The sequence below is a fragment of the Nesterenkonia sp. AY15 genome (genome assembly GCF_022565855.1).
Taxonomy (GTDB): domain Bacteria; phylum Actinomycetota; class Actinomycetes; order Actinomycetales; family Micrococcaceae; genus Nesterenkonia.
Map to the genome: position 1 here is coordinate 307,074 of NZ_JAJOYV010000002.1, position 26,847 is coordinate 333,920.

23 protein-coding genes are annotated in these 26,847 nt (G+C 68.5%); 13 read left to right on the forward strand and 10 right to left on the reverse strand.

Annotation, left to right across the window (positions count from 1 at the left end):
- Position 1 precedes the first annotated feature (1 nt).
- The 5 genes from LSI54_RS05310 to LSI54_RS05330 all read left to right on the forward strand — a co-directional run bounded on the left by LSI54_RS05310 (position 2) and on the right by LSI54_RS05330 (position 6,860).
- Positions 2–2,290: a helicase-associated domain-containing protein gene (locus tag LSI54_RS05310; protein ID WP_241477872.1), complete on the forward strand. Its 2,289-nt coding sequence runs from the start codon at positions 2–4 to the stop codon at positions 2,288–2,290.
- Positions 2,283–3,941: a DNA repair helicase XPB gene (locus LSI54_RS05315; protein ID WP_241470636.1), complete on the forward strand. Its 1,659-nt coding sequence runs from the start codon at positions 2,283–2,285 to the stop codon at positions 3,939–3,941. Before LSI54_RS05310 ends, LSI54_RS05315 begins: the two co-directional genes overlap by 8 nt.
- Before the next feature lie 72 nt (positions 3,942–4,013).
- Positions 4,014–4,742 carry a response regulator transcription factor gene (locus LSI54_RS05320; protein WP_241465513.1) on the forward strand — a complete coding sequence of 243 codons (729 nt, stop codon included), beginning with the start codon at positions 4,014–4,016 and terminating at the stop codon, positions 4,740–4,742.
- 61 nt (positions 4,743–4,803) lie between these two features.
- Positions 4,804–6,366 carry a sensor histidine kinase gene (locus LSI54_RS05325; protein WP_241470637.1) on the forward strand — a complete coding sequence of 521 codons (1,563 nt, stop codon included), beginning with the start codon at positions 4,804–4,806 and terminating at the stop codon, positions 6,364–6,366.
- Positions 6,367–6,569: 203 nt separating this feature from the next.
- A complete protein-coding gene (locus tag LSI54_RS05330) occupies positions 6,570–6,860 on the forward strand; it encodes a WXG100 family type VII secretion target (RefSeq protein ID WP_241465515.1) in 291 nt (96 codons plus the stop codon).
- A gap of 250 nt (positions 6,861–7,110) precedes the next feature.
- On the opposite strand, the gene groL is transcribed toward LSI54_RS05330, so the two are convergent.
- Positions 7,111–8,748, reverse strand: coding sequence for a chaperonin GroEL (gene groL / locus LSI54_RS05335; RefSeq protein WP_241465516.1), 1,638 nt, complete (start codon positions 8,746–8,748; stop codon positions 7,111–7,113).
- 349 nt (positions 8,749–9,097) lie between these two features.
- Here groL and LSI54_RS05340 point away from each other — a divergent pair, with 349 nt between their 5' ends.
- On the forward strand, positions 9,098–10,297 hold the full coding sequence (locus tag LSI54_RS05340) for a lipid II:glycine glycyltransferase FemX (RefSeq protein WP_241465517.1): 1,200 nt from the start codon (positions 9,098–9,100) through the stop codon (positions 10,295–10,297).
- A gap of 19 nt (positions 10,298–10,316) precedes the next feature.
- On the opposite strand, the gene pcaC is transcribed toward LSI54_RS05340, so the two are convergent.
- From pcaC to LSI54_RS05370, 6 genes are all read right to left on the reverse strand, one after another.
- Positions 10,317–10,703, reverse strand: coding sequence for a 4-carboxymuconolactone decarboxylase (pcaC, locus tag LSI54_RS05345; protein ID WP_241470638.1), 387 nt, complete (start codon positions 10,701–10,703; stop codon positions 10,317–10,319).
- Positions 10,696–11,547 carry an alpha/beta fold hydrolase gene (locus LSI54_RS05350; RefSeq protein ID WP_241470639.1) on the reverse strand — a complete coding sequence of 284 codons (852 nt, stop codon included), beginning with the start codon at positions 11,545–11,547 and terminating at the stop codon, positions 10,696–10,698. The genes pcaC and LSI54_RS05350 overlap by 8 nt, the downstream gene beginning before the upstream one ends.
- Positions 11,540–12,964, reverse strand: coding sequence for a lyase family protein (locus LSI54_RS05355; RefSeq protein WP_241477873.1), 1,425 nt, complete (start codon positions 12,962–12,964; stop codon positions 11,540–11,542). The genes LSI54_RS05350 and LSI54_RS05355 overlap by 8 nt, the downstream gene beginning before the upstream one ends.
- A gap of 23 nt (positions 12,965–12,987) precedes the next feature.
- A complete protein-coding gene (pcaG, locus tag LSI54_RS05360) occupies positions 12,988–13,569 on the reverse strand; it encodes a protocatechuate 3,4-dioxygenase subunit alpha (RefSeq protein ID WP_241465521.1) in 582 nt (193 codons plus the stop codon).
- A 2-nt stretch (positions 13,570–13,571) separates the two neighbouring features.
- On the reverse strand, positions 13,572–14,369 hold the full coding sequence (gene pcaH, locus LSI54_RS05365; protein ID WP_241465522.1) for a protocatechuate 3,4-dioxygenase subunit beta: 798 nt from the start codon (positions 14,367–14,369) through the stop codon (positions 13,572–13,574).
- A gap of 107 nt (positions 14,370–14,476) precedes the next feature.
- Positions 14,477–15,220: an IclR family transcriptional regulator gene (locus LSI54_RS05370; RefSeq protein ID WP_241477874.1), complete on the reverse strand. Its 744-nt coding sequence runs from the start codon at positions 15,218–15,220 to the stop codon at positions 14,477–14,479.
- Between the two features lie 216 nt (positions 15,221–15,436).
- On the opposite strand from LSI54_RS05370, the gene LSI54_RS05375 reads away from it, so the two are divergent.
- From LSI54_RS05375 to LSI54_RS05385, 3 genes are all read left to right on the forward strand, one after another.
- Entirely contained in the window at positions 15,437–16,819 is a 1,383-nt protein-coding gene (locus tag LSI54_RS05375) for an MFS transporter (RefSeq protein WP_241470641.1), read from the forward strand.
- A 41-nt stretch (positions 16,820–16,860) separates the two neighbouring features.
- The gene (locus tag LSI54_RS05380) at positions 16,861–17,604 is read left to right on the forward strand and encodes an IclR family transcriptional regulator (RefSeq protein ID WP_241465525.1); all 744 of its coding nucleotides are present in this window, start codon (positions 16,861–16,863) and stop codon (positions 17,602–17,604) included.
- Positions 17,605–17,713: 109 nt separating this feature from the next.
- A complete protein-coding gene (locus LSI54_RS05385; protein ID WP_241470642.1) occupies positions 17,714–18,940 on the forward strand; it encodes a 4-hydroxybenzoate 3-monooxygenase in 1,227 nt (408 codons plus the stop codon).
- A gap of 35 nt (positions 18,941–18,975) precedes the next feature.
- On the opposite strand, the gene LSI54_RS05390 is transcribed toward LSI54_RS05385, so the two are convergent.
- Positions 18,976–19,749 (reverse strand): SDR family NAD(P)-dependent oxidoreductase, encoded by a 774-nt coding sequence (locus tag LSI54_RS05390; RefSeq protein ID WP_241470643.1) that lies wholly within the window; start codon positions 19,747–19,749, stop codon positions 18,976–18,978.
- A 339-nt stretch (positions 19,750–20,088) separates the two neighbouring features.
- Between LSI54_RS05390 and LSI54_RS05395 the strand changes: the two genes are divergently transcribed.
- The 4 genes from LSI54_RS05395 to LSI54_RS05410 are packed head-to-tail and all read left to right on the forward strand — an operon-like array spanning position 20,089 to position 24,380.
- Positions 20,089–21,585, forward strand: coding sequence for a CoA-acylating methylmalonate-semialdehyde dehydrogenase (locus LSI54_RS05395; protein ID WP_241470644.1), 1,497 nt, complete (start codon positions 20,089–20,091; stop codon positions 21,583–21,585).
- 3 nt (positions 21,586–21,588) lie between these two features.
- Positions 21,589–22,668 (forward strand): enoyl-CoA hydratase/isomerase family protein, encoded by a 1,080-nt coding sequence (locus LSI54_RS05400; RefSeq protein WP_241470645.1) that lies wholly within the window; start codon positions 21,589–21,591, stop codon positions 22,666–22,668.
- A complete protein-coding gene (mmsB, locus tag LSI54_RS05405) occupies positions 22,665–23,600 on the forward strand; it encodes a 3-hydroxyisobutyrate dehydrogenase (protein ID WP_241470646.1) in 936 nt (311 codons plus the stop codon). The genes LSI54_RS05400 and mmsB overlap by 4 nt, the downstream gene beginning before the upstream one ends.
- Before the next feature lie 3 nt (positions 23,601–23,603).
- The gene (locus LSI54_RS05410; protein WP_241470647.1) at positions 23,604–24,380 is read left to right on the forward strand and encodes an enoyl-CoA hydratase-related protein; all 777 of its coding nucleotides are present in this window, start codon (positions 23,604–23,606) and stop codon (positions 24,378–24,380) included.
- 9 nt (positions 24,381–24,389) lie between these two features.
- Here the strand turns inward: LSI54_RS05410 and LSI54_RS05415 are convergent, their stop codons facing one another.
- Positions 24,390–24,896: a MarR family winged helix-turn-helix transcriptional regulator gene (locus tag LSI54_RS05415; RefSeq protein ID WP_241465532.1), complete on the reverse strand. Its 507-nt coding sequence runs from the start codon at positions 24,894–24,896 to the stop codon at positions 24,390–24,392.
- A gap of 137 nt (positions 24,897–25,033) precedes the next feature.
- Positions 25,034–26,785: an AMP-binding protein gene (locus LSI54_RS05420; protein ID WP_241470648.1), complete on the reverse strand. Its 1,752-nt coding sequence runs from the start codon at positions 26,783–26,785 to the stop codon at positions 25,034–25,036.
- Between the last annotated feature and the right edge of the window lie 62 nt (positions 26,786–26,847).

Sequence of the window (26,847 nt, forward strand, 5' to 3'; positions counted from 1 at the left end):
AGTGTCCCTGCTCAGCCTGGAAGCTCTGCTTGAGCGCCTCGAGACGTGGGACGAGAGCCGACTGGCCGCACTGCTGCGACTTCGGCCCGACCTGCTGCAGCCCAGCCCCCATGATCTGACCACGCTGGCGGTGCGGGCCGGATCCGAGGCCAGCCTCCGGCAGCATCTGCAGCGCCTGGATGCCCCGACTCTGCGCGCGGCCGCTGAGCTCTCCCGCGCTGCGGCGCAGTCGGTCCCGGCCGGTCGCGTGGACCCATTCACCCTGGACGCCCTGCAGGCGGCGGGACTGTTCTTCGAGGCCTCCGCTGAAGCGGGCGGCGCAGCGGGGCCCGCGCAGACCTTGGCGACGCCCGCACGGCTCCCGCACATCTTCGATTCGCTCACCGCACATCTGCCGCAGCTCGTCGAGACCCTCTCGAGTCAGCGCGCTTCAGTGCCGAGCCCGGCCGGCGCGAAGGCCGCGGTGACCGAGAACGCCTCGCTCTCCGCCATCTTCGAGCTGCTCGACGACGTCGCGGAGCTGCTCGCGCTGCTGTCCGACTCCCCCGCCGTGACGCTGCGCACCGGCGGTGTCGGCATGCGCGAACTGCGCCGGATCGCCGCAGCGTCAGCGCGGTGGGGACCCTCCGTCCCGGCGGGCTCGGCGCGTGGCCGCGCCGCCGCGGCAGCGCTCGGGGCCACGGCGGGCTCCGATGCCAGTGTCGGGGAGATCGGATGGCTTCTGGAGCTCACGGCCGCCTCCGGGCTGATCGAGCTCGCCGACGACCAGGCGTGGTCCCCGAGCCGGCTGGCTCAGCAATGGAGCGCCGCAGCACGCCATCACCAGCACCAGCTGCTGGTCTCCGGATGGTTGCTGGCACCGCGCGCGCCGATGCTGCTGCGCGGACCCCACCCGACGAGCCGGATCGCCCCGACGCTGGGCCTGGACCGCCAGCGCGGGGATGCCGAAAGACTTCGTCGCGCACTGCTGGGCACCGCGGAGACGCTCAGCGCAGACCCCGCAGGGCAGGGCGGACAGCTCTATGCACTGAATCTTCCCGAGAACGATCTTCCAGGCCTCGATGCCCTCACCGGTGCGCTGCCGCGCCGACTCGCATGGGACCGGCCGCTGCTGAGCGCGCGCGTGGCGCACCTGCTGCCCTGGCTGGTCCGCGAAGCCGAACGACTCGGCCTCTTCGCCGTGGGTGCGCTGAGCACCACAGGGGCCGCGCTGCTCGACGGGTCGGCGCTGCCCGACGGGGTCCGCGAGGATGTCTCGCCGAGTCCCGGTGCGAGCTGGCGACCGGGGCTGAGCCGCCTCGCCGAGCAGCTGGCCTCCTCCATGCCCGCCCAGGTGGACACCATCTTGGTCCAGTCGGACCTCACCGCGATCGCCACCGGCGCGCTCTCCGCCCCGAGCACAGCCGCGCTGGCAGATTTCGGCCAGCGCGAAGGCCACGGGGCCGTGCCGACCTATCGGTTCAGCCCCGACTCGCTGCACCGCGGACTCACTCGGGGATGGACCGGGCCCGAGATTCTCGCCTGGCTCGAGGCGCACAGCCTCACCGACGTGCCGGCGTCGCTGCGGACCCAGGTCGAGGATGCCGCACGCACCTGGCGCGGTGTGCAGATCGGAGAGGCGGGCGCCTGGCTGCGGGTCACCGACTCCCAGCAGCGTGACGCCCTGCTCGATGATCCGGTGCTCCGTGGACTCGGGCTGCGCGTGCTGGCCGAGGACATCCTGGTCTGCCGCGCCCCCGCGGCCGCGCTTGAACAGGCCTTGGCGGAGGCAGGCGTCGACACCGCGCGGCACACCGAGGCCGAACCAGACCAGAACCGCAGCGCGCAGACCGGGACCTCCGCCGAGCACACAGCCTCCTGGGCACTGGAGACCTCACCCTGGGAGCAGTCTCCGGTGCGGATCACCAGCGCGGAGCCCAGCGCCCTGGACGAGACCCTGCTGGGGGCCACCGCGGCCGCGCTGCGGCAGGCCGGGCGTGCGGCGCCGGCGTCGTCCTCGGACTCTGCGGCGACCCAGGATGTCATCGGCACGCTGCGCTCGGCCCTGGCGGCCCGGCGCGAGGTGACGCTGACCCGGGTGTCCCCGCAGGGCAGCACCCACCGGCTCACCGGGGTGCCCACCGGGATGAACGCCGGGCGGGTCAGGATCCGGGTGCGAGACGATGAAGGCGAGGCCACGGTGATGCTGCACCGCATCGCGGCCGTCGAGGAGACCGCCGCGGATCCCGCAGCGGGCCTGACGAGCGGCACCGCTGCACAGGAACGCGACATGGAGGAGAACAATGGCTGATGGACCGCTGATCGTGCAGTCGGACAAGACCGTGCTGCTGGAAGTGGATCACCCGCAGGCCGATGCCGCGCGCCGGGCCGTCGCCGCCTTCGCCGATCTCGAGCGCGCACCGGAGCACATCCACACCTACCGGATCACTCCGCTGGGCCTCTGGAACGCCCGCGCCGCCGGCTTCGACGCCGAGTACGTGGTCGACACCCTGCTCAACCACTCCCGATTCCCGGTGCCGCACGCGCTCTTGGTCGATATCGCTGAGACGATGAGCCGCTATGGGCGGCTGCGCCTGGAGAAGGACCCGGTCCACGGGCTGGTGCTGCGCAGTCAGGAGCCTGGGATCCTGAGCGAGGTGCTCCACGCCAAGACGCTGACCTCCCTGCTCGGACCCGAGATCGATGAGAACACCGTGGCGGTGCATGGACAGGCCCGCGGTGAGCTGAAGCAGCAGCTGCTGCGCCTGGGCTGGCCCGCCGAGGATCTGGCCGGATTCGTCGACGGCACCGCGCACCCGATCGCGCTGCGCCAGGACGGCTGGACGCTGCGCGGATACCAGCAGGAGGCGGTGGACAACTTCTGGCAGGCCGGCTCCGGAGTCGTCGTGCTGCCCTGTGGGGCCGGCAAGACGCTGGTCGGTGCCGCGGCGATGGCCACCTCCGGCACGATCACGCTGATCCTGGTGAACTCCACCGTCTCGGCCCGGCAGTGGAAGGCAGAGCTGCTCAAGCGCACCTCGCTGACCGAGGAGGAGATCGGCGAGTACTCCGGGGCCAAGAAGGAGGTCCGCCCGGTGACCATCGCGACCTACCAGGTGCTCGCGGCCCGCAAGAACGAGCTGTTCACCCACCTGGAGCTGCTCAACGGCCACGACTGGGGACTGATCATCTATGACGAGGTCCACCTGCTGCCGGCCCCGATCTTCCGGATGACCGCGGACCTGCAGGCCCGGCGCAGGCTCGGGCTGACCGCCACTCTGGTCCGTGAGGACGGCCGGGAGCGCGAGGTCTTCTCGCTGATCGGGCCCAAACGCTATGACACTCCCTGGAAGCAGATGGAGGCCCAGGGCTGGATCGCCCCGGCGACCTGCATCGAGGTGCGCACCGACATGCCGCGCAGCCTGCGCATGGAATACGCCTCCGCCGCGGACAAGGAGCGGCACCGGCTCGCCGCCGGGGCCGAGGTCAAGGATGCCGTGGTGGCCCGACTGGTGGCACGCCACCGCCACCGCGGTGAACAGGTGCTGGTGATCGGCCAGTTCGTCGAGCAGCTCCAGCGCCTCGGCGAGCAGCTCGGCGCGCCGGTGCTCACCGGATCGGCCTCCGTCGCCGCCCGGCAGAAGCAGTTCGACGCCTTCCGCGCCGGCGACCTGGAGGTGCTGGTGGTCTCCAAGATCGCGAACTTCTCCATCGACCTGCCCCAGGCCTCGGTGGCGATCCAGGTGTCCGGCACCTTCGGGTCCCGCCAGGAGGAGGCGCAGCGCCTCGGACGGCTGCTGCGCCCTGGCGAGGCCGCCGAAGGAGAGGACCCCAAGCGGGCCCACTTCTATTCGGTGGTCACCCGCGACACCGTGGACATGGAGTACGCGGCCCGACGTCAGCGGTTCCTCTCCGAGCAGGGCTACGGCTATTCGATCCTCGATGCCGAAGACATCGTCTGAACCCACGAGAACACCACCCGACGAACAGGCAATGTCCAGCAAGCACCCAGAAATGGGGGTCAAGCTGGAGGGGTGACTGAAAAGACTCCTGAAGCGAAGCTGCTCGTCGTCGATGACGAGCCCAATATCCGAGAGCTGCTGGCCACCTCGCTGCGGTTCGCCGGATTCGAGGTCGCCGCGGCCGGCAACGGTCGCGAGGCGCTGGAGACCGCCGAAGAGTTCCAGCCCGATCTTGCAGTCCTCGACGTGATGCTGCCCGATATGGACGGCTTCACCGTCACTCGTCGGCTGCGCGCCGCCGGCAAGCATTTCCCGGTGCTCTTCCTCACCGCACGCGATGACACCGATGACAAGATCACCGGCCTCACCGTGGGCGGCGACGACTACGTCACCAAACCCTTCTCCCTGGACGAGGTCGTCGCCCGGATCCGCGCCGTGCTGCGCCGCACCGCGCCGTTCGAAGATGAGGACGCCGTGATCGTCGTGGACAACCTCGAGCTCGACGACGACGCCCATGAGGTTCGCCGCGGAGGCGAGATGGTGGAGCTCTCCCCCACCGAGTTCAAGCTGCTGCGCTACCTGATGATGAACCCCAACCGGGTGCTCTCCAAGCAGCAGATCCTTGATCACGTGTGGGAGTACAACTTCAACGGCGATGCCTCCATCGTGGAGTCCTACATCTCCTACCTGCGCCGGAAGATCGACTCCGGCTCCGAAGGCGCTCCGATGATCCAGACCAAGCGCGGCGTCGGCTATGTGCTCCAGACCTGGGAGCGCCGTCAGCGCTCGCAGGGCCTGTAACAGACCGGCTGAACCTGTACGGGTTCTCGCCCCGATTCGCTGCGGCACGTAAGGTCTGCGTATGCGCCCGTTCAGCTCCGTGACTCAGACCTGGCGCAAGGCTTCACTGCGGACCCAGCTGGTGCTGATCATGTCCGGGCTGCTGGTCCTGACCCTGTTCGTGACCACCTTCGTCTCGGCCTCGCTGTTCCGCCAGGAGCTGCTGCGCAACCTGGACGAGGACATCTACGCCAACGCGAACAACGTCTCGATGTTCCTCACCCGGCGCAGCCCCCCGGAGTTCGGCGACACCCAGTCCATCCTGCGCTTCTACGGGATCCTGATGGATGAAGACGGCGAGCTGCTGCAGGCCAACTCCACCCACCCGGCCGGCTACGGCGGAGACATCCCGCAGATTCCCAGCATGACCTTCGATGAGGTCTTCGAGCTCTGGCAGCAGGAGGAGCACCTCGACGTCCCAGGGACCCTGGAGGGCTCCCGCGGCTGGCGCGTGCACCTGATGCCCCTGGAGAACGGGGAGGACAGCCTGGCGGTCGCCCTGCCGCTGGAACAGGTGGAGACCTCCGTGGAGCGGGCCACCTTCCTGGTGGCCACCATCGGGCTCATGGCCACCCTCGGCGCCTCCACCATCGCCTACGCCCTGGTCACCCGGGCCTTCCGCTCGCTCTTCCACGTGGAGAAGACCGCAGCAGAGATCGCCGCCGGAGACTTCTCCAAACGCGTCGAGACCGCGGCTCCGGCAGAGACGGAGATCGGCCGACTCTCGCGCTCGCTCAACGTCATGCTGGAGCAGATCGAGACCGCCTTCCAGGCCAAGAGCACCTCGGAGGAGAACATGCGGCGGTTCATCCAGGACGCCTCCCATGAGCTGCGCACTCCGCTGGTGACCATCCGTGGGTTCTCCGAGCTCTACCGCCAGGGCGGGGTCAGTGACAGCCCCGAGGCCGTGGGCATGGCCATGGGGCGGATCGAGTCCGAGGCCAAACGAATGGGTCAGCTGGTCGAAGACATGCTGACGCTCGCCCGCCTGGACGAGCAGCGGCCGCTGCAGAAGGCGCCGCTGGACCTGAACCTGATCGCCCACGACTCCATCATGGACCTGGCCGTCAATGCCCCGGATCGAGAGACTCGGGTCATCGGGCTCGACGGCGGCTCCCCCGTACCGGCCCCCGCCGTGGGCGACGAGGGCAAGATCCGCCAGATCGTGATGAACCTGGTGACCAACGCGCTGCGCTACACGCCTGAGGGGACTCCGCTGGAGATCGCGGTGGGCACCCAGGAGCGCCCCGATTCTCAGATCGATGCCGTGCTGGAGGTCCGGGACCACGGTGACGGGATCGCCGAGGAGGACGCCGCGAAGATCTTCGAGCGGTTCTACCGGGCGGACAACTCCCGACAGCGCGAGACCGGCGGCACCGGTCTGGGGCTGGCCATCTGCGCCGCGATCGCCGCGCAGCACCAGGGCACCGTGCGCCACAGCCCCACGGAGGGCGGCGGTGCCACCATGACCCTGCGGCTGCCCATGGTGGCCCTCGATGACCAGAGCGACCATGAGACGGACATCGATGAGGAGGAGCTGGACCAGCTCCGTGCAACAGCCCGAGAGCGGCGCACTCCCGAATGAGCGTCGGCGCCTGAGCGACGCTCAGGACCGCAGTCTTCCCCAGTGAGACGACTCGACTCCGAAGGATCCCGGCCCTCCACAGCGCCTCGGGCGCAGCCCTGCGCCGATGACGGGCTGGCTACTCTTCTCAAGCACGGGCGGGGCAGCGGGCCCCGCCCGAACCCGATCCGCACCGGCCGCGCCGGTCACCCGAGGAGAGAACCATGGCGATGCTTCAGATCGACACCGCGGAGCTGCTGGCCAAGAGCCAGACCGTGGAGGCCACGCTGGGCCGCATCCAGACCGATGTCAGCTCGATGGAATCCCAGCTCCGTCAGCTGCAGGATTCCTGGAAGGGCTCCGCCTCCACGGCGTTCCAGGATGTGCTGACCCAGTGGCGCGCCACCCAGGCGCAGGTGGAGCAGTCGCTGGCCAGCGTCCGCCAGGCGATGGCCTCGGCCTCCAGCCAGTACGAGGAGACCGAATCGGCGAACACCCGGATGTTCGGCCACTGAGCTACTTTCAGCTGAGCACGGCCGCAGCCGGATGGCCCGGCCGGAGTCCGTACAACACCAGAGAGCCCCGGGGGGGGGGGGGGGGGGGGGGGGGGGGGGGGGGGGGGGGGGGGGGGGGGGGGGGGGGGGGGGTGGGGGGGGGGGGGCCCGGGCCCCCCCCGTTTCCCTAACAACACCCTCGCCCCCCGCCGCTGTTTTTGTGGGCGGCGGGGCTCTCTGGTGTGCGGCGGGGGCGCCGGTGATCAGGTGATCACATCATGCCGCCCATGCCGCCCATCGGGTCCATGCCCTCGGCGCCGGCGCCGGCCGAGTGCTTCTCCGGCTTTTCGGCGACGACGGCCTCGGTGGTGAGGAACAGCGACGCGATGGAGGCGGCGTTCTGCAGTGCAGAGCGGGTCACCTTCACCGGATCGTTGACGCCTGCTTCGAGCAGGTTCTCGTAGACACCGGTGGCGGCGTTGAGGCCGTGACCATCGGGGAGTCCGCGGACCTTCTCGGCCACCACGCCGGCTTCCATGCCGGCGTTGATGGCGATCTGCTTCAGCGGGGCCTCCACGGCGAACTTCACGATGTTCGCGCCGGTGGCCTCGTCTCCGCTGAGCTGCAGGGTCGCGAAGGCGCGGGCGCCGGCCTGGATCAGGGCCACGCCGCCGCCGGCGACGATTCCCTCATCCACAGCGGCCTTGGCGTTGCGCACGGCATCTTCGATGCGGTGCTTGCGCTCCTTGAGCTCGACCTCGGTGGCGGCACCGGCCTTGATGACTGCCACGCCTCCGGCGAGCTTGGCAAGACGCTCCTGGAGCTTCTCGCGATCGTAGTCCGAGTCGGAGTTCTCGATCTCGGCCTTGATCTGGGCCACGCGGCCCGAGATCTCGTCGGCTTCGCCGGCACCTTCGACGATGGTGGTCTCGTCCTTGGTGACGACGACCTTGCGAGCGGTGCCGAGCAGCTCCAGAGTGGTGTTCTCCAGCTTCAGGCCGACCTCTTCGGCGATGACCTGACCACCGGTGAGGATGGCGATGTCGGCCAGCATGGCCTTGCGACGGTCACCGAAGCCGGGGGCCTTGACGGCCACTGACTTGAAGGTGCCCTTGAGCTTGTTGACCACCAGTGCGGCCAGCGCCTCACCCTCGACGTCCTCTGCGATGACCAGCAGCGGCTTGCCGGACTGCATGACCTGCTCGAGGACGCCGATGATGTCCTTGACCGAGGAGATCTTGGAGTTGGCGATCAGGATATAGGGGTCCTCCAGGACTGCTTCCTGGCGCTCGGCGTCGGTGACGAAGTAGCCGGAGAGGTAGCCCTTGTCGAAGCGCATGCCCTCGGTGAGCTCGAGCTCGAGACCGAAGGTGTTGGACTCCTCGACGGTGATGACGCCTTCCTTGCCGACCTTGTCCAGCGCCTGAGCGATCAGGGCGCCGATCTGGGTATCACCGGCGGAGATGGAGGCGGTGGCAGCGATCTGCTCCGTGGTCTCGATCTCCTTGGCGGACTTGAACAGCTCGGCGGTGACGGATTCCACGGCGAGGTCGATGCCGCGCTTGAGCGCCATCGGATCGGCGCCGGCTGCGACGTTGCGCAGGCCTTCCTTGACCAGGGCCTGGGCGAGGACGGTGGCGGTGGTGGTGCCGTCGCCAGCGACGTCGTCGGTCTTCTTGGCGACCTCCTTGACCAGCTCGGCGCCGATCTTCTCGTAGGGGTCGTCAAGGGTGATCTCTTTGGCGATGGAGACACCGTCGTTGGTGATCGTGGGTGCACCCCAGGACTTCTCCAGCACGACGTTGCGGCCGCGGGGACCCAAGGTGACCTTGACGGCATCGGCGAGGACGTTCAGTCCGCGCTCGAGGCCGCGGCGGGCCTCTTCATCGAATGCAATAGTCTTTGCCATAGTGGCGTGTCCTTCCTGGACTCGGCTTGTCTCAAGCCGTGGTGTGTGACTGTCAGACGTGTTCGCGTCTGCTGGGTCGAACCATTCCAGGTGCCCGCGACGGACGGCCGTCCCCGCGTCACCGGGAACATCTATATGGCCTCACCTGCTCAGGTTCCTCTAGCAGTCTCGACACGAGAGTGCTAAACCAATTTTTAGCACTCTCCCCTACCGAGTGCAAACCTCTGCGCCGATGGCAGATTGTGCCGCCGCTCTCGCGCAGGAGGGCCGGGCTGGGACGGCGGAGCGGAACTGCCCCTGAACCTGATCTCCCAGCCGCACAGGAACCAGACGGTACCCTTGAGGCGTGATGGAGCATAGAGATTCAGGCGTTGCCGCCGTGTACGAGGTCCGCCCGATCAGCGCAGAGGAGCACACCAGCTTCCTGGCCGACCAGAAGACCGCATCGTTCCTGCAGAACCCGCGCTGGCCCGCGGTGAAGAAGGAGTGGCGGGCCCAGAGCCTCGGAGTCTTCGACGCCAGCGCCGGAGCCGAATCCGCCCCGGTGGCCGCCACGCTGGTGCTCTTCCGTCGGCTCCCGATCCCCGCGGCGGTGCCGCTGCTCGGGAACAAGACGCTCGCCTATCTGGCCGAGGGCCCGGTGCTGGACCCGGCCGCTGATCTGGAGCAGCTGCTCCCGCCGCTGCTCGCCCATCTCAAGGCCTCCGGCGCATTCCTGATCCGCATGGGCCTGCCCTCGGTGCTGCGCCGGTGGGAGGCCAAGGAGGTCCGCCGCGCGCTGGCCGCCGGCGAGAACACCAGCATTGAAGAACTCGACCCGCTCGAGGTCGATCCGGCCGGCGCCGCCCAGGCCGCCCAGTGGCAGCAGCAGCTGCGCGCACTGGGCTTCAAGGCCCCCGCCCCGAGCACCGACTTCGAGGCCGGGCAGCCCCAGTTCCAGGCCCGCATTCCACTCACCGACGAGACCGGCGCCACCCTGCCCATCGATGGCGTGCTGGCCCGCATGGATCAGTCCTCCCGCCGGCAGACCAAGAAGTCCACCCGCTCCGAGCTGAGCGTCAGCGTCGGCGACGAGTCAGACCTCCCGGCCTGGCACGCGCTCTACGCGGAGACCGCCGACCGTGATGACTTCACCGGCCGGCCGCTCTCCTACTTCCAGGACATGTACCGCGAGCTCAATGCCTCGCCGCTGAGCGAGTGCACCCTCTACCTGGCGCATCTTGAGGATCAGCTCCTGGCCGCGGCGATCTACGTCCGGCAGGGAGAGTTCGCCTGGTACGTCTACGGCGCCTCCTCCTCCGAGGAGCGCAAGCGCTACGCCCCGCGCGCGCTGCAGCTGCGCCAGATCGAAGACTCGCTGGCCGCAGGCTGCCAGTGGTTCGACCTCGGCGGGCTCAGCCCCTCGCTGGACCCTGAGTACCCGCTGGCCGGGCTCACCCGGTTCAAGACGACCATGGGCGCCGATGTGGTCCAGACGCTCGGCGAATGGGACTACCCGGTCAATCCGCTGCTGGCCAAAGCGTTCAACCTGTACATGTCGCGCCGCTGAGCGGGACCGCTGCGGGCGATCAGGCGCCGCTGGTGCGTTCTTCCTCCAGGACTCGGTGCCCGATGCTGAACGCGGTGTTCGCCGCGGGCACCGAGCAGTAGATGGCGCACTGCAGGAACACCTCTTTGATCTGATCCTCGGTGAGCCCGTTGCGCAGCGCCGCGCGGATGTGCATCTCCAGCTCTTCCCAGTAGCCGCCGGCGATCAGCGCGGTGAGGGTGATCACCGATCGGGTGGGCCGGTCCAGTCCGGGGCGGGTCCAGATCGATCCCCAGGCGTAGTTGGTGATCAGTTCCTGGAAGTCCTCGGTGAAGGTGTCCTTGCGGGCCTCGGCGCGGTCCACGTGGGCGTCGGAGAGCACCTCCCGGCGCACCTTCATTCCCTCCTGGTAGCTGGAATCAGTCATCGAGGAACTCCTTGAGCAGTCGGGCGGTGGCTTCGGGCGCTTCGGCTGGGGCCTGGTGAGCGACGCCGTCGAGCACTGCGGTCCTCGTGTGCGGGGCCGCGGCGAGGTCCCGGACCGCCGAGGGTGGGCAGACCGGGTCCTGTTCCCCGCTGATCACCAGCAGCGGGCGGGCGACGCCGGAGAGCTCGGCGGTGAGGTCGTAGCGGCCAAGGGCGCGACAGGCCTGGGCATAGGAGTGTCGATCGGCGTGCTGCAGCGAGCTCAGCAGTCCGGTGACCACGGCCGGATGCCGGGCCATGAACCCCGGGGCGAACCAGCGCTGGGCCGAGCCTTCGACCATGGTGGGGGTTCCGGCCTGCGCGACGAGCTCGGCGCGTTCGCTCCACATCTGCGGGTCACCGATCTTCGCGGCCGTGCACAGGGCTGCCAGCCGGGTGAACCGCGTCTGCGGGCGCAGCGCCAGGGTCAGGCTGACGGTGCCGGCGATGGACACCCCGGCGGCGTAGACCGGAAGATCCGCAGGCATCCCGTGGGACCTGGCGAGCTCAGCGACCAGGTGCTCCACGGCGTCGGCGAGGTCGGTGATCTCGAAGGGCTCGGGATGGGGCTGCGCGTCGCCGTGGCCCGGCAGGTCCCAGCCGATGACGGTGAAGGCCTCCTGGAGATGCGGCACAGCACCCTCCCAGAGGACGGCGACGCTGGTCCCCAGGGAAGGCCCCAGCACCAGCACCGGGCGGGTCCCGGCGGCGAGATCCTGCACGGATCCGGAGAGCAGCTGCGGGGTGAGAGTCAGTGCGGTCCCTGACTCAGACGCCGTCGGCTCAGACACAGTTGGCTCAGGCATGGTCGGTGGGTCCTTCCGGCTGCGCGGCAGTCTGGTTGAAGTCCTGCTGGTTGAAGTCCTGCTGGTTGAACTCATCGACGGCGGCATCGATGAACTCTTGGGCCCGACCCAGGTACCGGTGCGGGTCGAGCAGCCGATCGAGATCCGCTGGAGCGATCGAATCACCGAGCTGCTCCTCCAGCAGGCCGCGCAGGCCGACGCGCTCGACGGCGCTGCGCCGCACCACATCCTGCAGCGCCTGCCTGCCCCCGGGGAAGGAGCTGCCCAGGCGCGCCATGAGCCGCTCGCTCAGCACGGCGTCGCCGCTGAGTCGCAGATTCACCGCCATGGCCCCGGGGTCCACCACGAGGCCCTCGAACAGCTCGGCGGCGCGGGTGGCGGCACCGCCGCTGAGCCGGGCCAGCTCGACCAGGCTCGGCCATTCGGCATGCCAGCCGCCCGCCGGGCGTTCATCCTCTGCCGTGGCCGCGGCCAGGTAGAGCGTGCTCAGCTGCCCCGGACCAGCCAGGGCCGCCGAGCGGATCAGGGTGGAGAGCACCGGGTTCTGCTTCTGCGGCATCGCCGAGGAGCCGCCGCGGCCAGGCACCGTGGGTTCGCGCAGCTCGGCGACCTCAGGACGCTGCAGGGTGAGCACATCTCCCGCGGCCTTTCCCAGCGTCGCGAGCAGGCCGGCGAGCGCTGCGGCGAGCTCAAGGATCATCTGACGCTGGGTGTGCCAAGGTCGCGGCATCGCACGCAGTCCCAGGCGGGCCGCAAGATCGGTGGTCAGCGCGGCGGCTCGCTGCGGCCCGAGTGAGTCACTGAGCGAGGCCTGGGTGCCCACGGCTCCGCCCCACTGCAGCGGCAGCTTCGCCGCGGCCAGCTCCAGCCGCTGGATCGCCTGGGTCAGCCCATCGAGCCAGCCGGCGCAGCGCAGCCCGAACGTGGTCGGCAGCGCGTGCTGGGTCAGCGAGCGGGCCACGCAGACGGAGTTCCGGTGTTCTTGGCTGAGCCTGCTCAGCGCTGTTCCTGCCCGGCGCGCGTCGCTCAAGAGAGCCGCAACGGACTCGCGGCACAGCAGCATCAGCGCCGTGTCGAGGATGTCCTGGCTGGTGGCTCCCCGGTGCAGCGCAGCATCGGATTCACCGGCCTCGACCAGGGCGCGGCGCACGGCGGCCAGCATCGGGATCACCGGGTTCCCGCCGCCGGGACTCTGCGACGCGATCTCCTCGACGCTGAGGCCGGCCCGCGCGGGGTCCTCGCTGATCGCCACGATGGCCGCGGCACTGGCGGCAGGGGCCTCGCCGGCATCGGCGAGCGCCTGGGCCCAGGACGCTTCGACGCGCAGCATCGCCCGCAGGATGGACTCCTCGGACATCAGCTGCGCCGTCGCGGTGCCTGCCCACACCGGGCTGAGGATTCCGTAGGGTCCGGTCATGGCTGGCGGCACGCTCCTGTCGATCACTCCACCGGGCCGGTGAACTGCGGGGTGTTGGGGTAGGTCAGGAACACGGTCTCGTCTGCGCCCTGAAGGTGGATGTCGAAGCGCAGGCTGCCATCGGACTCCCGGGCGGCCATCAAGGTGTGGCGGCGATCCTCAGACACCGAGCTCAGTAGCGCGTCCTGCTCGAGGGCGGCGGCGTCGGCGGGCAGATAGGCCCGGGTGAAGAGCCGATCCATGAGCCCGCGAGCGAAGATCGTGACCAGGACATAGGGTGCGACGCCGGCGCCGGTGCTGCCCGGTTCCACCGTCGTGAAGGAGTAATGGCCCACGCCGTCGACGGCGGCGCGGCCCCACCCGGTGAAGGTGTAGCCGTCGCGGTGCAGAGACCCTGGCTGCCGCGAGATCGCCCCGTGCTCATCCGGCTGCCAGATCTCCAGGAGCGCATCGGGCACGGGCACGCCGTCGCCGTCGTAGACCGTCCCGTGCAGCCGCACGGCTCCCGGGTGCGAGCGGTCGACGAGTGCCTCCCCGCCTGGATAGGGCAGCGCGAAGCCGAAGAAGGGTCCGACGGTCTGGGCGGGGGTGGGGGTGAGTTTCATGTTCAGTGCTCCTCCTCCTGCTCGGCCCAGGTGCGGTTGCTTCCGGAAAGGACGATGTCCCAACGGTAACCGGTGTTCCATTCATGCTGGGAGACCGAGTGGTCGTAGGTGGCGACCAGGCGATCGCGGGCGGCCTGGTCGGTGATGGACTGGTAGATCGGGTCCAGATCGAAGATCGGGTCCCCGGGGAAGTACATCTGGGTCACGATGCGCTGGGTGAAGTCGGTGCCGAAGAGCGAGAAGTGGATATGGGCCGAGCGCCAGGCGTTGTGGTGGTTCTTCCATGGATAGGGCGCAGGTTTGATCGTGGTGAAGCTGTATTCCCCATGGGGGCCGGTCAGCGTGCGCCCGACACCGGTGAAGTTGGGATCCAGCGGGGCGGGGTGCTGGTCGCGCTTGTGCATATAGCGCCCGGCGGCGTTGGCCTGCCACATCTCCACGAGCTGGCCGGCGACGGCGCGGCCCTCACCGTCGAGGACCCGGCCGGTCACGATGATCCGTTCACCGATGGGCTCGCCGTTGTGCGCGATGGTCAGGTCCGCCTCCAGCGGGGAGACGTCGCGATGGCCGAAGGCCGGGCTGTAGAGCTCGATGTCTTCGGGGTCCGCGTGATGCAGGGACTTCGTCGGGTGCCGCAGCAGCGAGCTGCGGTAGGGCGGGAAGTTCAGCCGGGCGTTGGTCTCCACCTGAGCGCCGGCGTCGCGCTGGGCTCGATATTCGCCGTGGATGGCGGCGATCTCCGCGTCGATCTCCGCCTGGGAGACTGCGGCGGCGTCCGGGTCTGTGTTCTTCTCGGCCATCGGGCTCTCGCTCCTTGAAGGGGATCAGCGGCGTACGTCGCCGAGGTGTGACGTGGTTCTCACTCAGTCTGCCCGGCCTGCAGCACCGGCCGCCACACGATTGCCATTCAATGGCCCATGCCCTCCAGGGCGCGCGTGATTCCGCGGCCGGCGGTCTGCAGCGCCATCAGGAACTGCGGGATCTCCCTGGAGTCGCGCGGGACGACCACGGTCAGCGCCGCCACCGCGTGGCCATCGGCGCCCAGCACCGGAACCGAGACGCCGGTGGTCTCGGCATTGATCATCCCGCTCAGCTGCGCATGACCTCGGGTGCGCGCCTCGGCGAGCTCGCGGCGCAGCTGTGGCCGAGACTCCTCGATCAGCTGCCGCCGCGGATCCCACCAGCCCTCCACCACGTGGGCCGGGGAATGGGCCAGCAGCACGTGCCCCATCGAGGTCAGGTGCGCCGGCATGGTGGTCGCCACCTCGGCCGGGTTGACCACCGCACCATGACGGGAGAGCCGCTCCACGATCAGCACCCCCTGCTCATCGAGCACCGAGAGCTGGGTGGTCTGACGGACCACCGCGTTGACGTCATGCATGAAGGGAAGCGCCGCCGCGCGCAGCGTGCGGCTGATCGGGGCGCTCTGGGCGATCTCCCAGAGCCGCTGCCCCAGGACCAGCTCCCCGGAGGCCGCGACGGCGAGCAGGCCGTGCGCGCGCATCGTGCGCAGCAGCCGGTATCCGGTGGTCCGGGGCAGCCCGACGGCGTCGATGAGCTCCCCGGCGGGAAGGCTGGTCCGGGTCTCGAGCGCCATGAGGATCCGCATCGCACGATCCAGCACCGCGTCACCGCTGGGCGAGTTTGCCATGGGCCAAGCGTAGTCGCGGCGCCGCGGGGTCGAGACGCCCCTCCGCGGCGCACCATGGGGCCCATCGTCCAGACGCACCGTCAAGGCCGATCCCATTCATCGAGACGTCCACGCCTGTCCATCCCGCGCAATTGTGCCCTGGGTCACGAGCGGCTAGCGTCCAACAGGTTCTGTGAGCTGAGCCACGGAATTTCACTGCCGTGCAAGGAGATCCCCATGACCCAGACCAGCCTCCGCGAGTCGATCGACTCCCGACCGATGAGCCGCTACCAGTGGTTCGTGGTCGCCCTCGCCACAGCCCTGATGGGCCTGGACGGCTATGACGTGCAGGCCATGGCGTTCACCGCGAACCCGGTCTCGGCCGACCTCGGCCTCACCGGAACCGAGCTGGGCCTGCTGCTCAGCGGAGGGCTGATCGGCATGGCGCTGGGCGCGATCTGGGTGGGCCCCTTCGCGGACCGCTTCGGACGGCGTCGGATGCTCATGATCGCGATGATCATCAATGCCGCCGGGCTCTTCCTCTCCGCCACCGCCTCCTCGATGCCGGAGCTGATGGCCTGGCGGGTCATCACCGGGCTCGGCGTGGGCGGCATCCTCACCTCCGGCACCGTCCTGGTCTCGGAGTACTCCAACGCCAAATACCGCGGCCTGTGCATGAGCATCTACGCGGCCGGCTACCCGGTGGGCGCGACCCTGGGCGGTCTGGCCGCCATCCCGCTGATCGGGACCATCGGCTGGCAGGCGGTCTTCCTGCTCGGCGGTGCCGTGACCGTGCTGGCCGTGGTCTTCGTCTGGCTCAAGATGCCCGAGTCCCTGGACTTCCTCGGCGCCCGCGCCACCAGCCCACAGGCGGCAGGGGACGGCTCTGAGCAGCGCCGCGCCGAGGACATCGCCGCACGGATGGGGATCACCGGCCCGGTGGTCCTGGAGAACTACGACACGGGTGACACCGAGACGCCGGGCAGCTCCAAGAACTCCTACGCCGCGCTGTTCAGTCCGGAGAACCGGCGCAACACGCTTCTGCTGTGGGCGATGTTCTTCATCGTGATGTTCGGCTTCTACTTCGCCAACACCTGGACCCCGCAGCTGCTCACCGAGGTCGGCTTCTCCACCGATGAGGGCATCATGGGCGGGATCATGCTGATGATCGGCGGCACCATCGGTGCGGTCCTGTACGGGGTGTTCGCCTCCCGCTGGGACGTGCGTCGAGTCCAGGCGGTCTTCGCCATCGGCTCCGGGGTGATGTTCATCGTGTTCATCAACGCCACCGCGTGGCTGCCGGCCGCGCTGGTCGCCGGCGTGCTGCTGGGCATGATCATCAACGGCTGCATCTCCGGCATCTACACGATCGCCCCGATGACCTACGCGCCACGGCTGCGCTCCACCGGGGTCGGCGTCGCCCTCGGCGTCGGCCGCACCGGCGCCATCATCGCCCCGATCGCAGTCGGAGCGCTGCTGGACCTCGGCGCCACCCCCACCGCGCTCTACACCGGCGCCGGGATCATCGTGGCACTGGCCGCCGTCGTCGTGCTGCGGATCTCGCTGCACCAGCGCACGGCCAGCGCGCTGCGCGCCGACGCGCTCGCGGCGCGAGAGTGAGCCGGGACCCGGCCGGGGCCGCGGAAGCTAGCATGTGATCCATGGCGAACTCCCCCACCGGTGATTCGGTCCTGGCCCGGCTTGACCGGGTGCTCTCCACCTTCTCGGCGGCCGACAGCCTGCTCACCGCGGCCGAGATCGCCCGGCGCACCGGCCTGCCGCCGGCCACCGCGCACCGGCTCTGCCGCGACATGGCCGAGCTGGGCTGGTTGGAGTCGCTGCCGGCCGGGTACATGGTCGGCACCCGCCTCTGGGAGATGACCAACCGCTCGGCGCCGACGATGAAGCTCGCCGTGCGCGCCCGACCCTACCTCTCCGATGTCCACACCGTGATGGGTCAGCATGTGCAGCTCGGGGTGATCGAAGGCCACGAGGTGCTCTTCGTGGACCGACTCTCGGCACGGGAGGCGCCGCGCATCCACGGCGGGGTCGCCGGCCGACTGCCGCTGCACGTCTCGGCCACCGGCCTCGTGCTCCTGGCCCACGCCTCCCCCGAGTTCCGCACCTTCTACCGGACCCACCATCAGGACGCGTCACCTGGTCAGATCATCTCCGAGGACCGGCTGGAACAGGTCCGCCAGCAGGGCTACTGCGCGCAGACCGGCGTGATCGAGCGCGAGGTCACCGGAGTCGCGGTGCCGATCCGGCAGCGCGGCCGCTCCGTGGTCGCCGCCCTGGGCGTGGTCACCGACGACGACGACGTCGCCCGACGCCCCGCACCCTGGGTGCAGATGCTGCAGATCGCCGCACGGGGCATACAGCGCGAGATCAGCGGCAAGGGGTGAACCGCGCCCCGCGCTGCCATCGCATTCAATGGGATCTCTGTGGCGCTGGGCACATCTGCTGACCAGACTGATCTGCACAGGGTCGAACCGGCCCAGGAGAAGGAGAGACATGACCGCGCACACCACCCGAGTCGACGTCGGCATCGTGGGCGGCGGCCCCGCAGGGCTGATGACCGCGCTGCTGCTCAAGCGACGCGGCATCTCCGCCGCCGTGATCGAGACCCGCACGAAGGACACGATCCACCACACTCAGCGTGCAGGGATCCTCGAAGCCGCCACGGTGAACATGCTGGTGGACGCCGAAGTCGGGTCACGAGTGCTCACCGAGGGTCATGAACACGAGGGCACGGTGCTCAGCTTCGACGGAGAGCAGCATCGCATCGACTTCCAGGCGCTGGTCGGACGCTCGGTCTGGCTCTACCCACAGAACGAGGTCTTCTTCGACCTCGCCAACGCCTGGGAACGAGAAGGCGGGGAGATCCACTGGGCCGTCACCGACACCCAGGTCCACGGGATCGAGACCACGTCTCCGCGGATCAGCTTCACCGACGCGCACGCTCAGGCACGCAGCATCGAGGCCGACCTGATCATCGGCACCGACGGGTCCCGCTCCATGTGTCGCAGGCTGATCCCCGAGGAGGTGCGCACCGACCACTTCATCTCCTACCCCTTCGCCTGGTTCGGGATCCTCTGTGAGGCCCCACCGACCGCCCCAGAGCTGATCTACGCGAACTCCGAGCTCGGCTTCGCACTGATCTCCCAGCGCAATGAGACCGTCCAGCGCATGTACTTCCAGTGCGACCCGGACACCGATCCGGACAGCTGGTCCGAGGACGCGATCTTCGACCACATCCAGCAGGTGCTCGGCACCGAGGGCGGCGTCCAGCTCAAGCGCGGACCGATCATCGACAAGACCGTGCTGCCCTTCCGCTCCTATGTCTGTGACCCGCTCAGCCACGGCCGGCTGGCTCTGGCCGGCGATGCCGGCCACACCGTCCCGCCGACCGGGGCCAAGGGTCTGAACCTGGCCTTCGCCGATGTGCGGGTGCTGATTCCGTGCGTGGAGGAGTTCATCACCGAGCTGCGCGCCGATGCGCCCGGCCATGAAGGAGAAGCGGCCGAGACCCCGGAGTCGCTGCGTCGATACTCCCGGACCGCACTGGACCGGGTATGGAAGGCGCAGAACTTCTCCTACTGGGCGACGAACCTTCTGCACCGTCAGCCGGACGAGAACCCCTTCACCCACCGGCGTCGCCGCGGCGAGTTCGACGCGATCACCGGCTCCGTGCACGGCCAGGCCTATTTCGCGGATTCCTACACCGGCTGGAGCGACTGACCCTCCCGACGAGGCTCGGACCGCGAGCGCCGCGGCTATCTGGGCTCGAGCCGGATCGCGCCGTCGAGCCGGATGGTCTCGCCGTTGAGCATCGGGTTGGCCACGATCTGCATGACCAGCTGGGCGTAGTCCTCGGGCGCACCGAGCCGGGCGGGGTGCAGCGTCTTGGCGCGCAGCGACTCCTTGGCCTCCTCGGGCAGACCCGCCATCATGGGGGTCTCGAAGAGTCCGGGCGCGATCGTCATCACCCGGATGGCATGCCGGGCGAGCTCGCGGGCCGCCGGAAGGGTCAGCGAGGCCACTGCCCCCTTCGAGGCCGCGTAGGCGATCTGACCGATCTGACCCTCGAAGGCGGCCACCGACGCGGTGTTGATCAGCACCCCGCGCTCGCCGGCGGAGGGTTCGTTGTCCCGCATCGCGGCGGCGACCTGCGCCATCAGGTTCACCGTGCCGCCGACATTGACGGCGAGGACACCCATGAACTGCTCCTGGGAGAGCGGGCCGTCTCGACCCAGCAGCTTTCCCGGGGTGGCCACACCGGCGCAGCTCACGGCAACCCGCAGCGGCCCCCGCCCGGCTGCCGCAGCGACGGCCTCGCGAGAAGTGGCCGGATCCGTGATGTCCCCGGGGCAGAAGGCGGCGCGTCCACCGAGCGAGGACACGGCGTCGGCCCGCTCCGTGCTGCCCTCGGCGTCCGGGAGGTCCACGACCACCACCTGCGCGCCCGCCATGATCAGGGCCTTCGCCGTGGCATGGCCGAGGCCCGAGGCTCCTCCGCTGACGATTGCGCTGGCTCGTGTCAGTTCCATCCGAATCTCCTTCATCGAGTTGGTTCATCCACGCTGAGCATGAGGGCAGACCTTGCATGAGGGTGATCGCCGGGGTGGAGGGATCCACTCCCCCGGCGATGTCCACCCGGCCCAGCGCGTCCGCAATGGCGACGGTGCCGGGCTGGACCCGGTCATGATGCCTCATCCTCTGCCGATTGGAGCTCCCTGGCTCGAATACCGGTCGCAAGCTCGATAGTTGCACTTCCAATAAGTTGAGTTTAGGCTAACACAGTGAGAGCTGAATCACATGCGATACCAGGTCGATCAGCCCCTCGCCAGGCATCCCCGAGGCTGATCTCGACGCGAAGGAGCACGTCCATGACGGATCTGACCCACTTCATCCACGGCAAACACATACATGGCACCTCAGGCAGGAGCCGCGAGGTCTTCAACCCGGTCCGCGGCGAAGTCACCGCCGAGGTGCCCCTGGCCAACGCCGAGGAAGTCTCCCAGGCCATCGATTCCGCCCTGGCCGCGTTCGGAGAGTGGTCGGCTCTGAACCCCCAGCGGCGCGGACGCATTCTGCTGAAGTGGGCCGACCTGATCCATACCCACCGTGATGAGCTTGCCGAGACGCTCTCCAATGAGCACGGCAAGACCTTCGACGATGCGTTGGGCGACATCCAGCGCGGCGTGGAGGTCGTGGAGTTCGGCGCCGGAGCTCCCCATCTGCTCAAGGGCGAGTTCTCCCACGACGCGGCCACCGGCATGGACATCCACAGCCTGCGCCAACCTCTCGGAGTCGTCGCCGGCATCACTCCGTTCAACTTCCCCGCCATGATTCCGCTCTGGAAAGCCGGAACCGCCCTGGCCGCGGGCAACACCTTCGTGCTGAAACCCTCGGAGCGCAACCCCTCGGTGCCGCTGCGCCTGGCCGAGCTCGCACTGGAGGCGGGCATGCCGCCCGGCACGCTGAACGTGATCAATGGGGACAAGGAATCGGTGGACGCCCTCATCGAGGACCCCCGGGTGAAGGCCATCGGGTTCGTCGGATCCACCCCCGTCGCCCAGTCCATCTACACCGCGGCCGCCGCCCGGGGAAAACGCGCACAGTGCTTCGGCGGCGCGAAGAACCACATGGTGATCATGCCCGACGCCGATCTCGATCAGGCCGCCGACGCGTTGATCGGCGCCGGCTACGGCTCCGCCGGTGAGCGATGCATGGCCATCTCGGTCGCCGTCCCCGTCGGCGAGGCCACCGCTGAGGCGCTGCGAGCCAAGCTCCTGGAGCGCATCGAGAAGCTCGTCGTCGGACCCTCCCTGGATCCCTCCAGCGACTTCGGTCCGGTGGTGGGCGCGGACGCGAAGCAGCGGATCGAGGGCTACATCGGGCTCGGCGTCGAGGAGGGTGCTGAGCTGGTGGTGGACGGGCGCGGCGTCGTCGTCGAGGGCCACCCCGAGGGGTATTGGATCGGCGCGACGCTCTTTGATCACGTCACACCAGCGATGCGCATCTACAAGGAGGAGATCTTTGGTCCGGTGCTGTGCATCGCACGAGCCCGGGACTATGAGGAGGCCCTGCGGCTGCCCACGGAGCACGAGTTCGGCAATGGGGTGGCGATCTTCACCCGCGACGGCGACACCGCCAGAGACTTCGCCTCCCGGGTGGAGGTGGGCATGGTCGGCGTCAATGTGCCGATCCCGGTGCCGATCGCGTATTACACCTTCGGCGGCTGGAAGGCCTCGGGATTCGGCGACCTCAATCAGCACGGTGCGGATGGACTGAAGTTCTACTCCAAGACCAAGACGGTCAGCACGCGCTGGCCCTCCGGAACCAAAGAGGGTGCGAGCTTCATCATGCCCGAGGGGAGCTGAGCGATGGCCGCTGAGGTGCTCTTCGAGGCGCGCGGCACCCTCGGCGTCATCAGACTGAACCGGCCCGGGGCGATGAATGCGCTGAACCTGAACATGGTGCGACAGATGCTGCACCAGCTGCAGGAATGGCGCGATGCTCCGGGCGTCTCCCAGGTGCTGGTCCTCGGCGCGGGAGACCGTGGCCTCTGCGCGGGAGGCGACGTGCGCAGCATCTACGAAGACATCCGTGCCACTCGGGCGAGCGGCCGTGACGACTACACCACCACGGAGTTCTTCGCCACCGAGTTCCGGTTGAACCACCTGATCAGCCAGTATCCGAAGCCGTATATCGCCTTCATGGACGGAGCCACCCTGGGCGGCGGCATCGGCATCTCCGCCCACGGCCGCCACCGGGTGGTCACCGAACGCACGAAGGCCGGCATGCCCGAGACCACCATCGGATACTTCCCGGACGTCGGCGGGACCCATCTGCTCGCCCGCTCACCGGGACGAGCGGGCCTCCACGCGGGCCTGACGGCGGGCATCTTCGGCGCCGCCGACACCATCCACCTCGGCCTGGCCGACGTGTACGTGCCCTCCGGCAAGCTGGCGGCGCTGGCGGAAGCCCTCGAGCAGGAGACGTTCGACCAGGTCAAGGCAGGCTTCACCGAGACCCCGCCGGTCGCCCCGCTGCGGTCCGCGCAGGACTGGATCGACGACGCATATTCCGCCGAGACCGCGGAAGAGATCCTCGAGCGGCTGGCGGCGTGGGGAGCGACGCACCCGGACGCGGCGCGGGCCCGAGAGGACATCCTGAGCAGGTCCCCCACCGCGCTGAAGCTGACGCTCCACGGGATCCGCGAAGCCTCACGTCTGGAGCTGTCGGCCGCCCTGGTGCGGGAGTATGCGGCCGGGCAGCACCAGCTGCGCGGCCATGACTTCGCCGAAGGCATCAGGGCGCAGGTCATCGACAGGGACCGCAGCCCACGGTGGGACCCGGCCACCCTGCCGGAGGTCGACGAGATGAGGATCGAGGAGCACTTCCTGCCCGGCCCACATCCGACCTTCGAGCTGTTTTCACCGATTCAGGAGGCACATTCATGAACAGCACCACACACGACGTCGACACACACCCCACCGTGGCGTTCATCGGACTCGGCAACATGGGCGGCCCGATGGCCGCGAACCTCGTCCAGGCCGGTGTGCAGGTCTACGGGTTCGACCTCAGCGCCGAAGCCGTGGAGACCGCCCGCTCCAAGGGAATCGATGTCGTCACCGACCCTCTTGACGCCGTCGCGAGATCTGAGGTGGTGCTCACGATGCTGCCCTCGGGTCAGCACGTGCTCTCGGCCTATCGGGACTCACCGGGACTGCTCTCCGCGGCCAGGCCAGGGACGATCTTCCTGGACTGCTCCACCATCAACATCTCCGAGGCGCAGGAGGCTGCGGAGCTGGCCGAGCGCGCGGGATTCCGGGCCGCCGATGCACCGGTCTCCGGGGGCGTGGTGGGCGCCGAGGCCGGCAGCCTCGCGTTCATGGCCGGAGGCCGTCTCGAGGTGTTCCAGGAGGTCCTCCCGCTGTTGGAGATCATGGGCGCTCGGGTGGTCCACTGTGGCGGCAGCGGCCTGGGCCAGGCTGCGAAGCTCTGCAACAACATGATCCTCGGCATCAGCCAGATCGCCGTGGGTGAAGCCTTCGTTCTGGGCGAAAGGCTGGGGCTGGACCACCAGGCGCTCTACGACGTCGTGTCCAACGCGTCGGGTCAGTGCTGGGCGCTGACCACGAACTGCCCCGTCCCAGGTCCCGTGCCGACCTCCCCCGCCAACCGTGACTTCACGCCTGGCTTCGCCGGCGCCCTGATGGCCAAGGACCTCACCCTCGCCACCAACGCGTTGGACCAACAGGGGGTCGATGCACAGCTGGGAAGACTCGCGGCGGCCATCTTCTCCGAGTTCGCCCAGGGTCCCGGGCAGCGGCAGGACTTCTCCGCCATCATCAACACCATCCGAGACAACTCCCACAACGCAGGAGCGTGAGGCATGACCGAATATTCGACGATCCTGGTCTCGACCGAAGCAAGGGTCGGCAGGATCACGCTGAACCGGCCCGAATCCCTCAACGCGCTGAACACCATGATGATGGAGGAGGTCGTCCACGCCGCCGGCGTCTTCGACGCCAGCCCCGACATCGGGGCGATCCTCGTCACCGGCTCGGACAAGGCGTTCGCGGCGGGTGCCGATATCAACGAGATGTCGGAGCAGGACCATCCGGGGATGTATGCCGCGGACTGGTTCCGCCGCTGGGATGACTTCACCCGCCTGCGCACCCCGATCGTGGCTGCCGTGAACGGCTACGCCCTGGGCGGCGGGTGTGAGCTCGCGATGATGGCCGACGTCATCGTGGCCGGAGAAGGTGCGAGGTTCGGTCAGCCCGAGATCAACCTGGGGGTCATCCCGGGGATGGGCGCCTCCCAGCGGCTCACCCGATCGGTCGGGAAGGCCAAGGCGATGGATATGATCCTCACCGGGAGGCACATCCACGCCGATGAAGCCGAGCGCATCGGCCTGGTCTCACGAGTCGTGGCAGACGAAGACACGGTCGCGGAAGCCACCAAGGTCGCTGAGCTGATCGCCTCGAAATCCAAGCCGGCTGCGCAGATGGGCAAGGAGGCCGTGGGTGCGGCCTTCGACTCCACGCTTCATCAGGGCCTTGCGTTCGAGCGGCGGATGTTCCATTCGCTGTTCTCACTCGAGGATCAGTCCGAAGGCATGAGCGCGTTCATCCAGAAGCGCGAACCTCAGTGGAGGCATCGCTGACCCGGCGGTTCAGGACGGGAAGTCGCCCGCTCGCTGGCGGAAGTTCGCCAAGATGGTGTTCAGCTGGTCGATCTCCTGCGACTCGAACCCGGTGCGCTCAAAGAGCTGCTCATTGAGCGCCTTGGTCGCCTGTTCGGCCACCTGCTTGCCCTCCGGGGTGAGCACCAGGAGCATTGCGCGCCGGTCAGAGTCATGCGGCTCGCGGCGCACCAGACCCGCCGACTCCAGCCGGTCGACGGCGTTGGTGATCGACGTCGGATGGACCTGCAGCAGCTGGCTGGCCTTGTTCATCGGCAGCCGCTCTTCTCGGGAGAACCCCAGCAGCGCGAGCACCTCATAGCGGGCGAAGGTCAGCTTGAACGGCTTCAGGATGTCCCGTGCTCGCGCCAAGAGGATCTGCTGCGTCCGCATGATTGCGGTGACCGCCGCCGCGGGGGCGGCCGCGGACGTCCATCCCTGCCGCTCCCAGTTCTTCTGGATCTCAGCGATCGGGTCCTTGGCAAGCGGGGGGTGCATGTAGGCGTCTCCTCTTCCGTGCTCGGTCCGACCATTGTGGGGATGGACCGGAGTTTATCTGGGAATCATCTGATGTCGGACCTGCGCCGAGGGCTGAGGCCTCACCGTGGCCCCGGCTCTGGCTCAGGCGGGCAGCGTCATGGGCGCCTCAGTCCCAGATCGGCTTCTCGGTACTCCACCCCGAATCCCTCCAGTCCCTCACTGGCTTCGGCGCGCCGCTCCTCTGCCTGGCGCAGCTGGACCCGCCGGATCTTCCCCGAGATCGTCTTTGGAAGCTCCGCGAACTCGATGCGCCGGATCCGTTTATAGGGCGCCAGCTTGTTCAGCGCGAACTGGAGGATCTCCGCCGCGGTGGCCTCGTTCGGCTCCCACCCGGAGGCCAGCGTCACGTACGCCTTGGGAACCGCCAGCCGCAGCTCATCCGGTGCGGGCACGATCGCGGCTTCCACCACGGCAGGGTGCTCGATGAGCACGGATTCCAACTCGAACGGTGAGACCTTGTAGTCGCTGGACTTGAAGACGTCATCGGCCCGTCCCACGTAGGTGATGACGCCGTTGCCGTCACGGGAGGCGATGTCCCCCGTGTGGTAGTAGCCATCGCGGAAGACCTCGGCGTTCTTCTCCTCCGCGCCGTAATAGCCCTTCATCAGACCGACCGGCCTCGGGTCGAGGGCGAGACAGATCTCCCCCTCCTCGGCCTCCTCACCCGACACCGGGTCGATCAGGGCGACGTCGAATCCCGGCAGCGGGACACCCATGGCGCCGAACTTCACCCGCCGGCCCGGAGTGTTGGCGATCTGCAGCGAGGACTCGGTCTGTCCGAAGCCATCGCGGATCGTGCACCCCCACGCCCGCTGGACCTGTTCGATGACCTCCGGGTTCAACGGCTCTCCGGCCGAGACCGTGACGCGCGGTGGATTCTTCAGCTGCGCGAGGTCCGCCTTGATGAGCATCCGCCAGACCGTGGGCGGGGCGCAGAAGCTCGTGACCCCGGCGTCGTCCATGGACCGCATCAGCGCCGCGGCGTCGAACTTGCTGAAGTTGTACAGGAAGATGGTCGCCTCCGCGATCCACGGCGCGAAGAAGTTCGACCACGCGTGCTTGGCCCAGCCCGGCGAAGAGACGTTCAGATGCACATCGCCGGGCTCGAGCCCGATCCAGTACAGGGTTGAGAGGTGCCCCACCGGGTACGAGGTGTGCGTATGCTCGACCAGCTTCGGCTTCGACGTCGTGCCGGAGGTGAAGTACAGCAGCATCGTCTCATCAGCGGCAGTCGGCACGACCTGCTCCAACTCCGGTGAGGCCGCGTAGGCCTCCTGGTACGAGTGGACGGTGCGGCCCGACACCTCAGGCCGCACCGCTGCCTGCCGATCGGCGTACACGCCGGGCACGTGGATGAGCGCATAGTCACCCTCGACCTGCGTGAACTTCCGCAGCGTCTCGGAATCTCCGACGATCCAGCTCGCTTCGGCCCGACCGACTCGGTCCTGCAGGTCGTGTGGGCCCATCTGAGTCGTGGTGGGGATCAGCACAGCACCGAGCTTGATCGCGCCGAGCATCGTCTCCCACAGCTCGACCTGGTTGCCGAGGATCAGGATGATGCGGTCGCCTCGCCTCACCCCGATGCTGGTCAGCCAGTTGGCCACTCGATTGGAGTCTTCGCGCAGCTGCGCGAAGGTGCGGGTGAGCCGAGACCCATCTTCTTCCATGATCACCAGCGCGTCCTGACCCGATCGTTCGGGGCTCTTCGCCACCTGATCGAACCAGTCGAAGCCGAAGTTGAAATGCGTGAACCGAGGCCAGCGGAAATCCCGGCGCGCGCGCTCCCAGTCCTGCTGCGCACCGACGAGCTGGTCCCGAGCTGCGCGAAACTCTTCGGTCACTGTCATGGCGCTCCTCCTCGAGGTCTGTGTGATTTTGGTCACTCTAGAATATACTTGGAAGTCATATA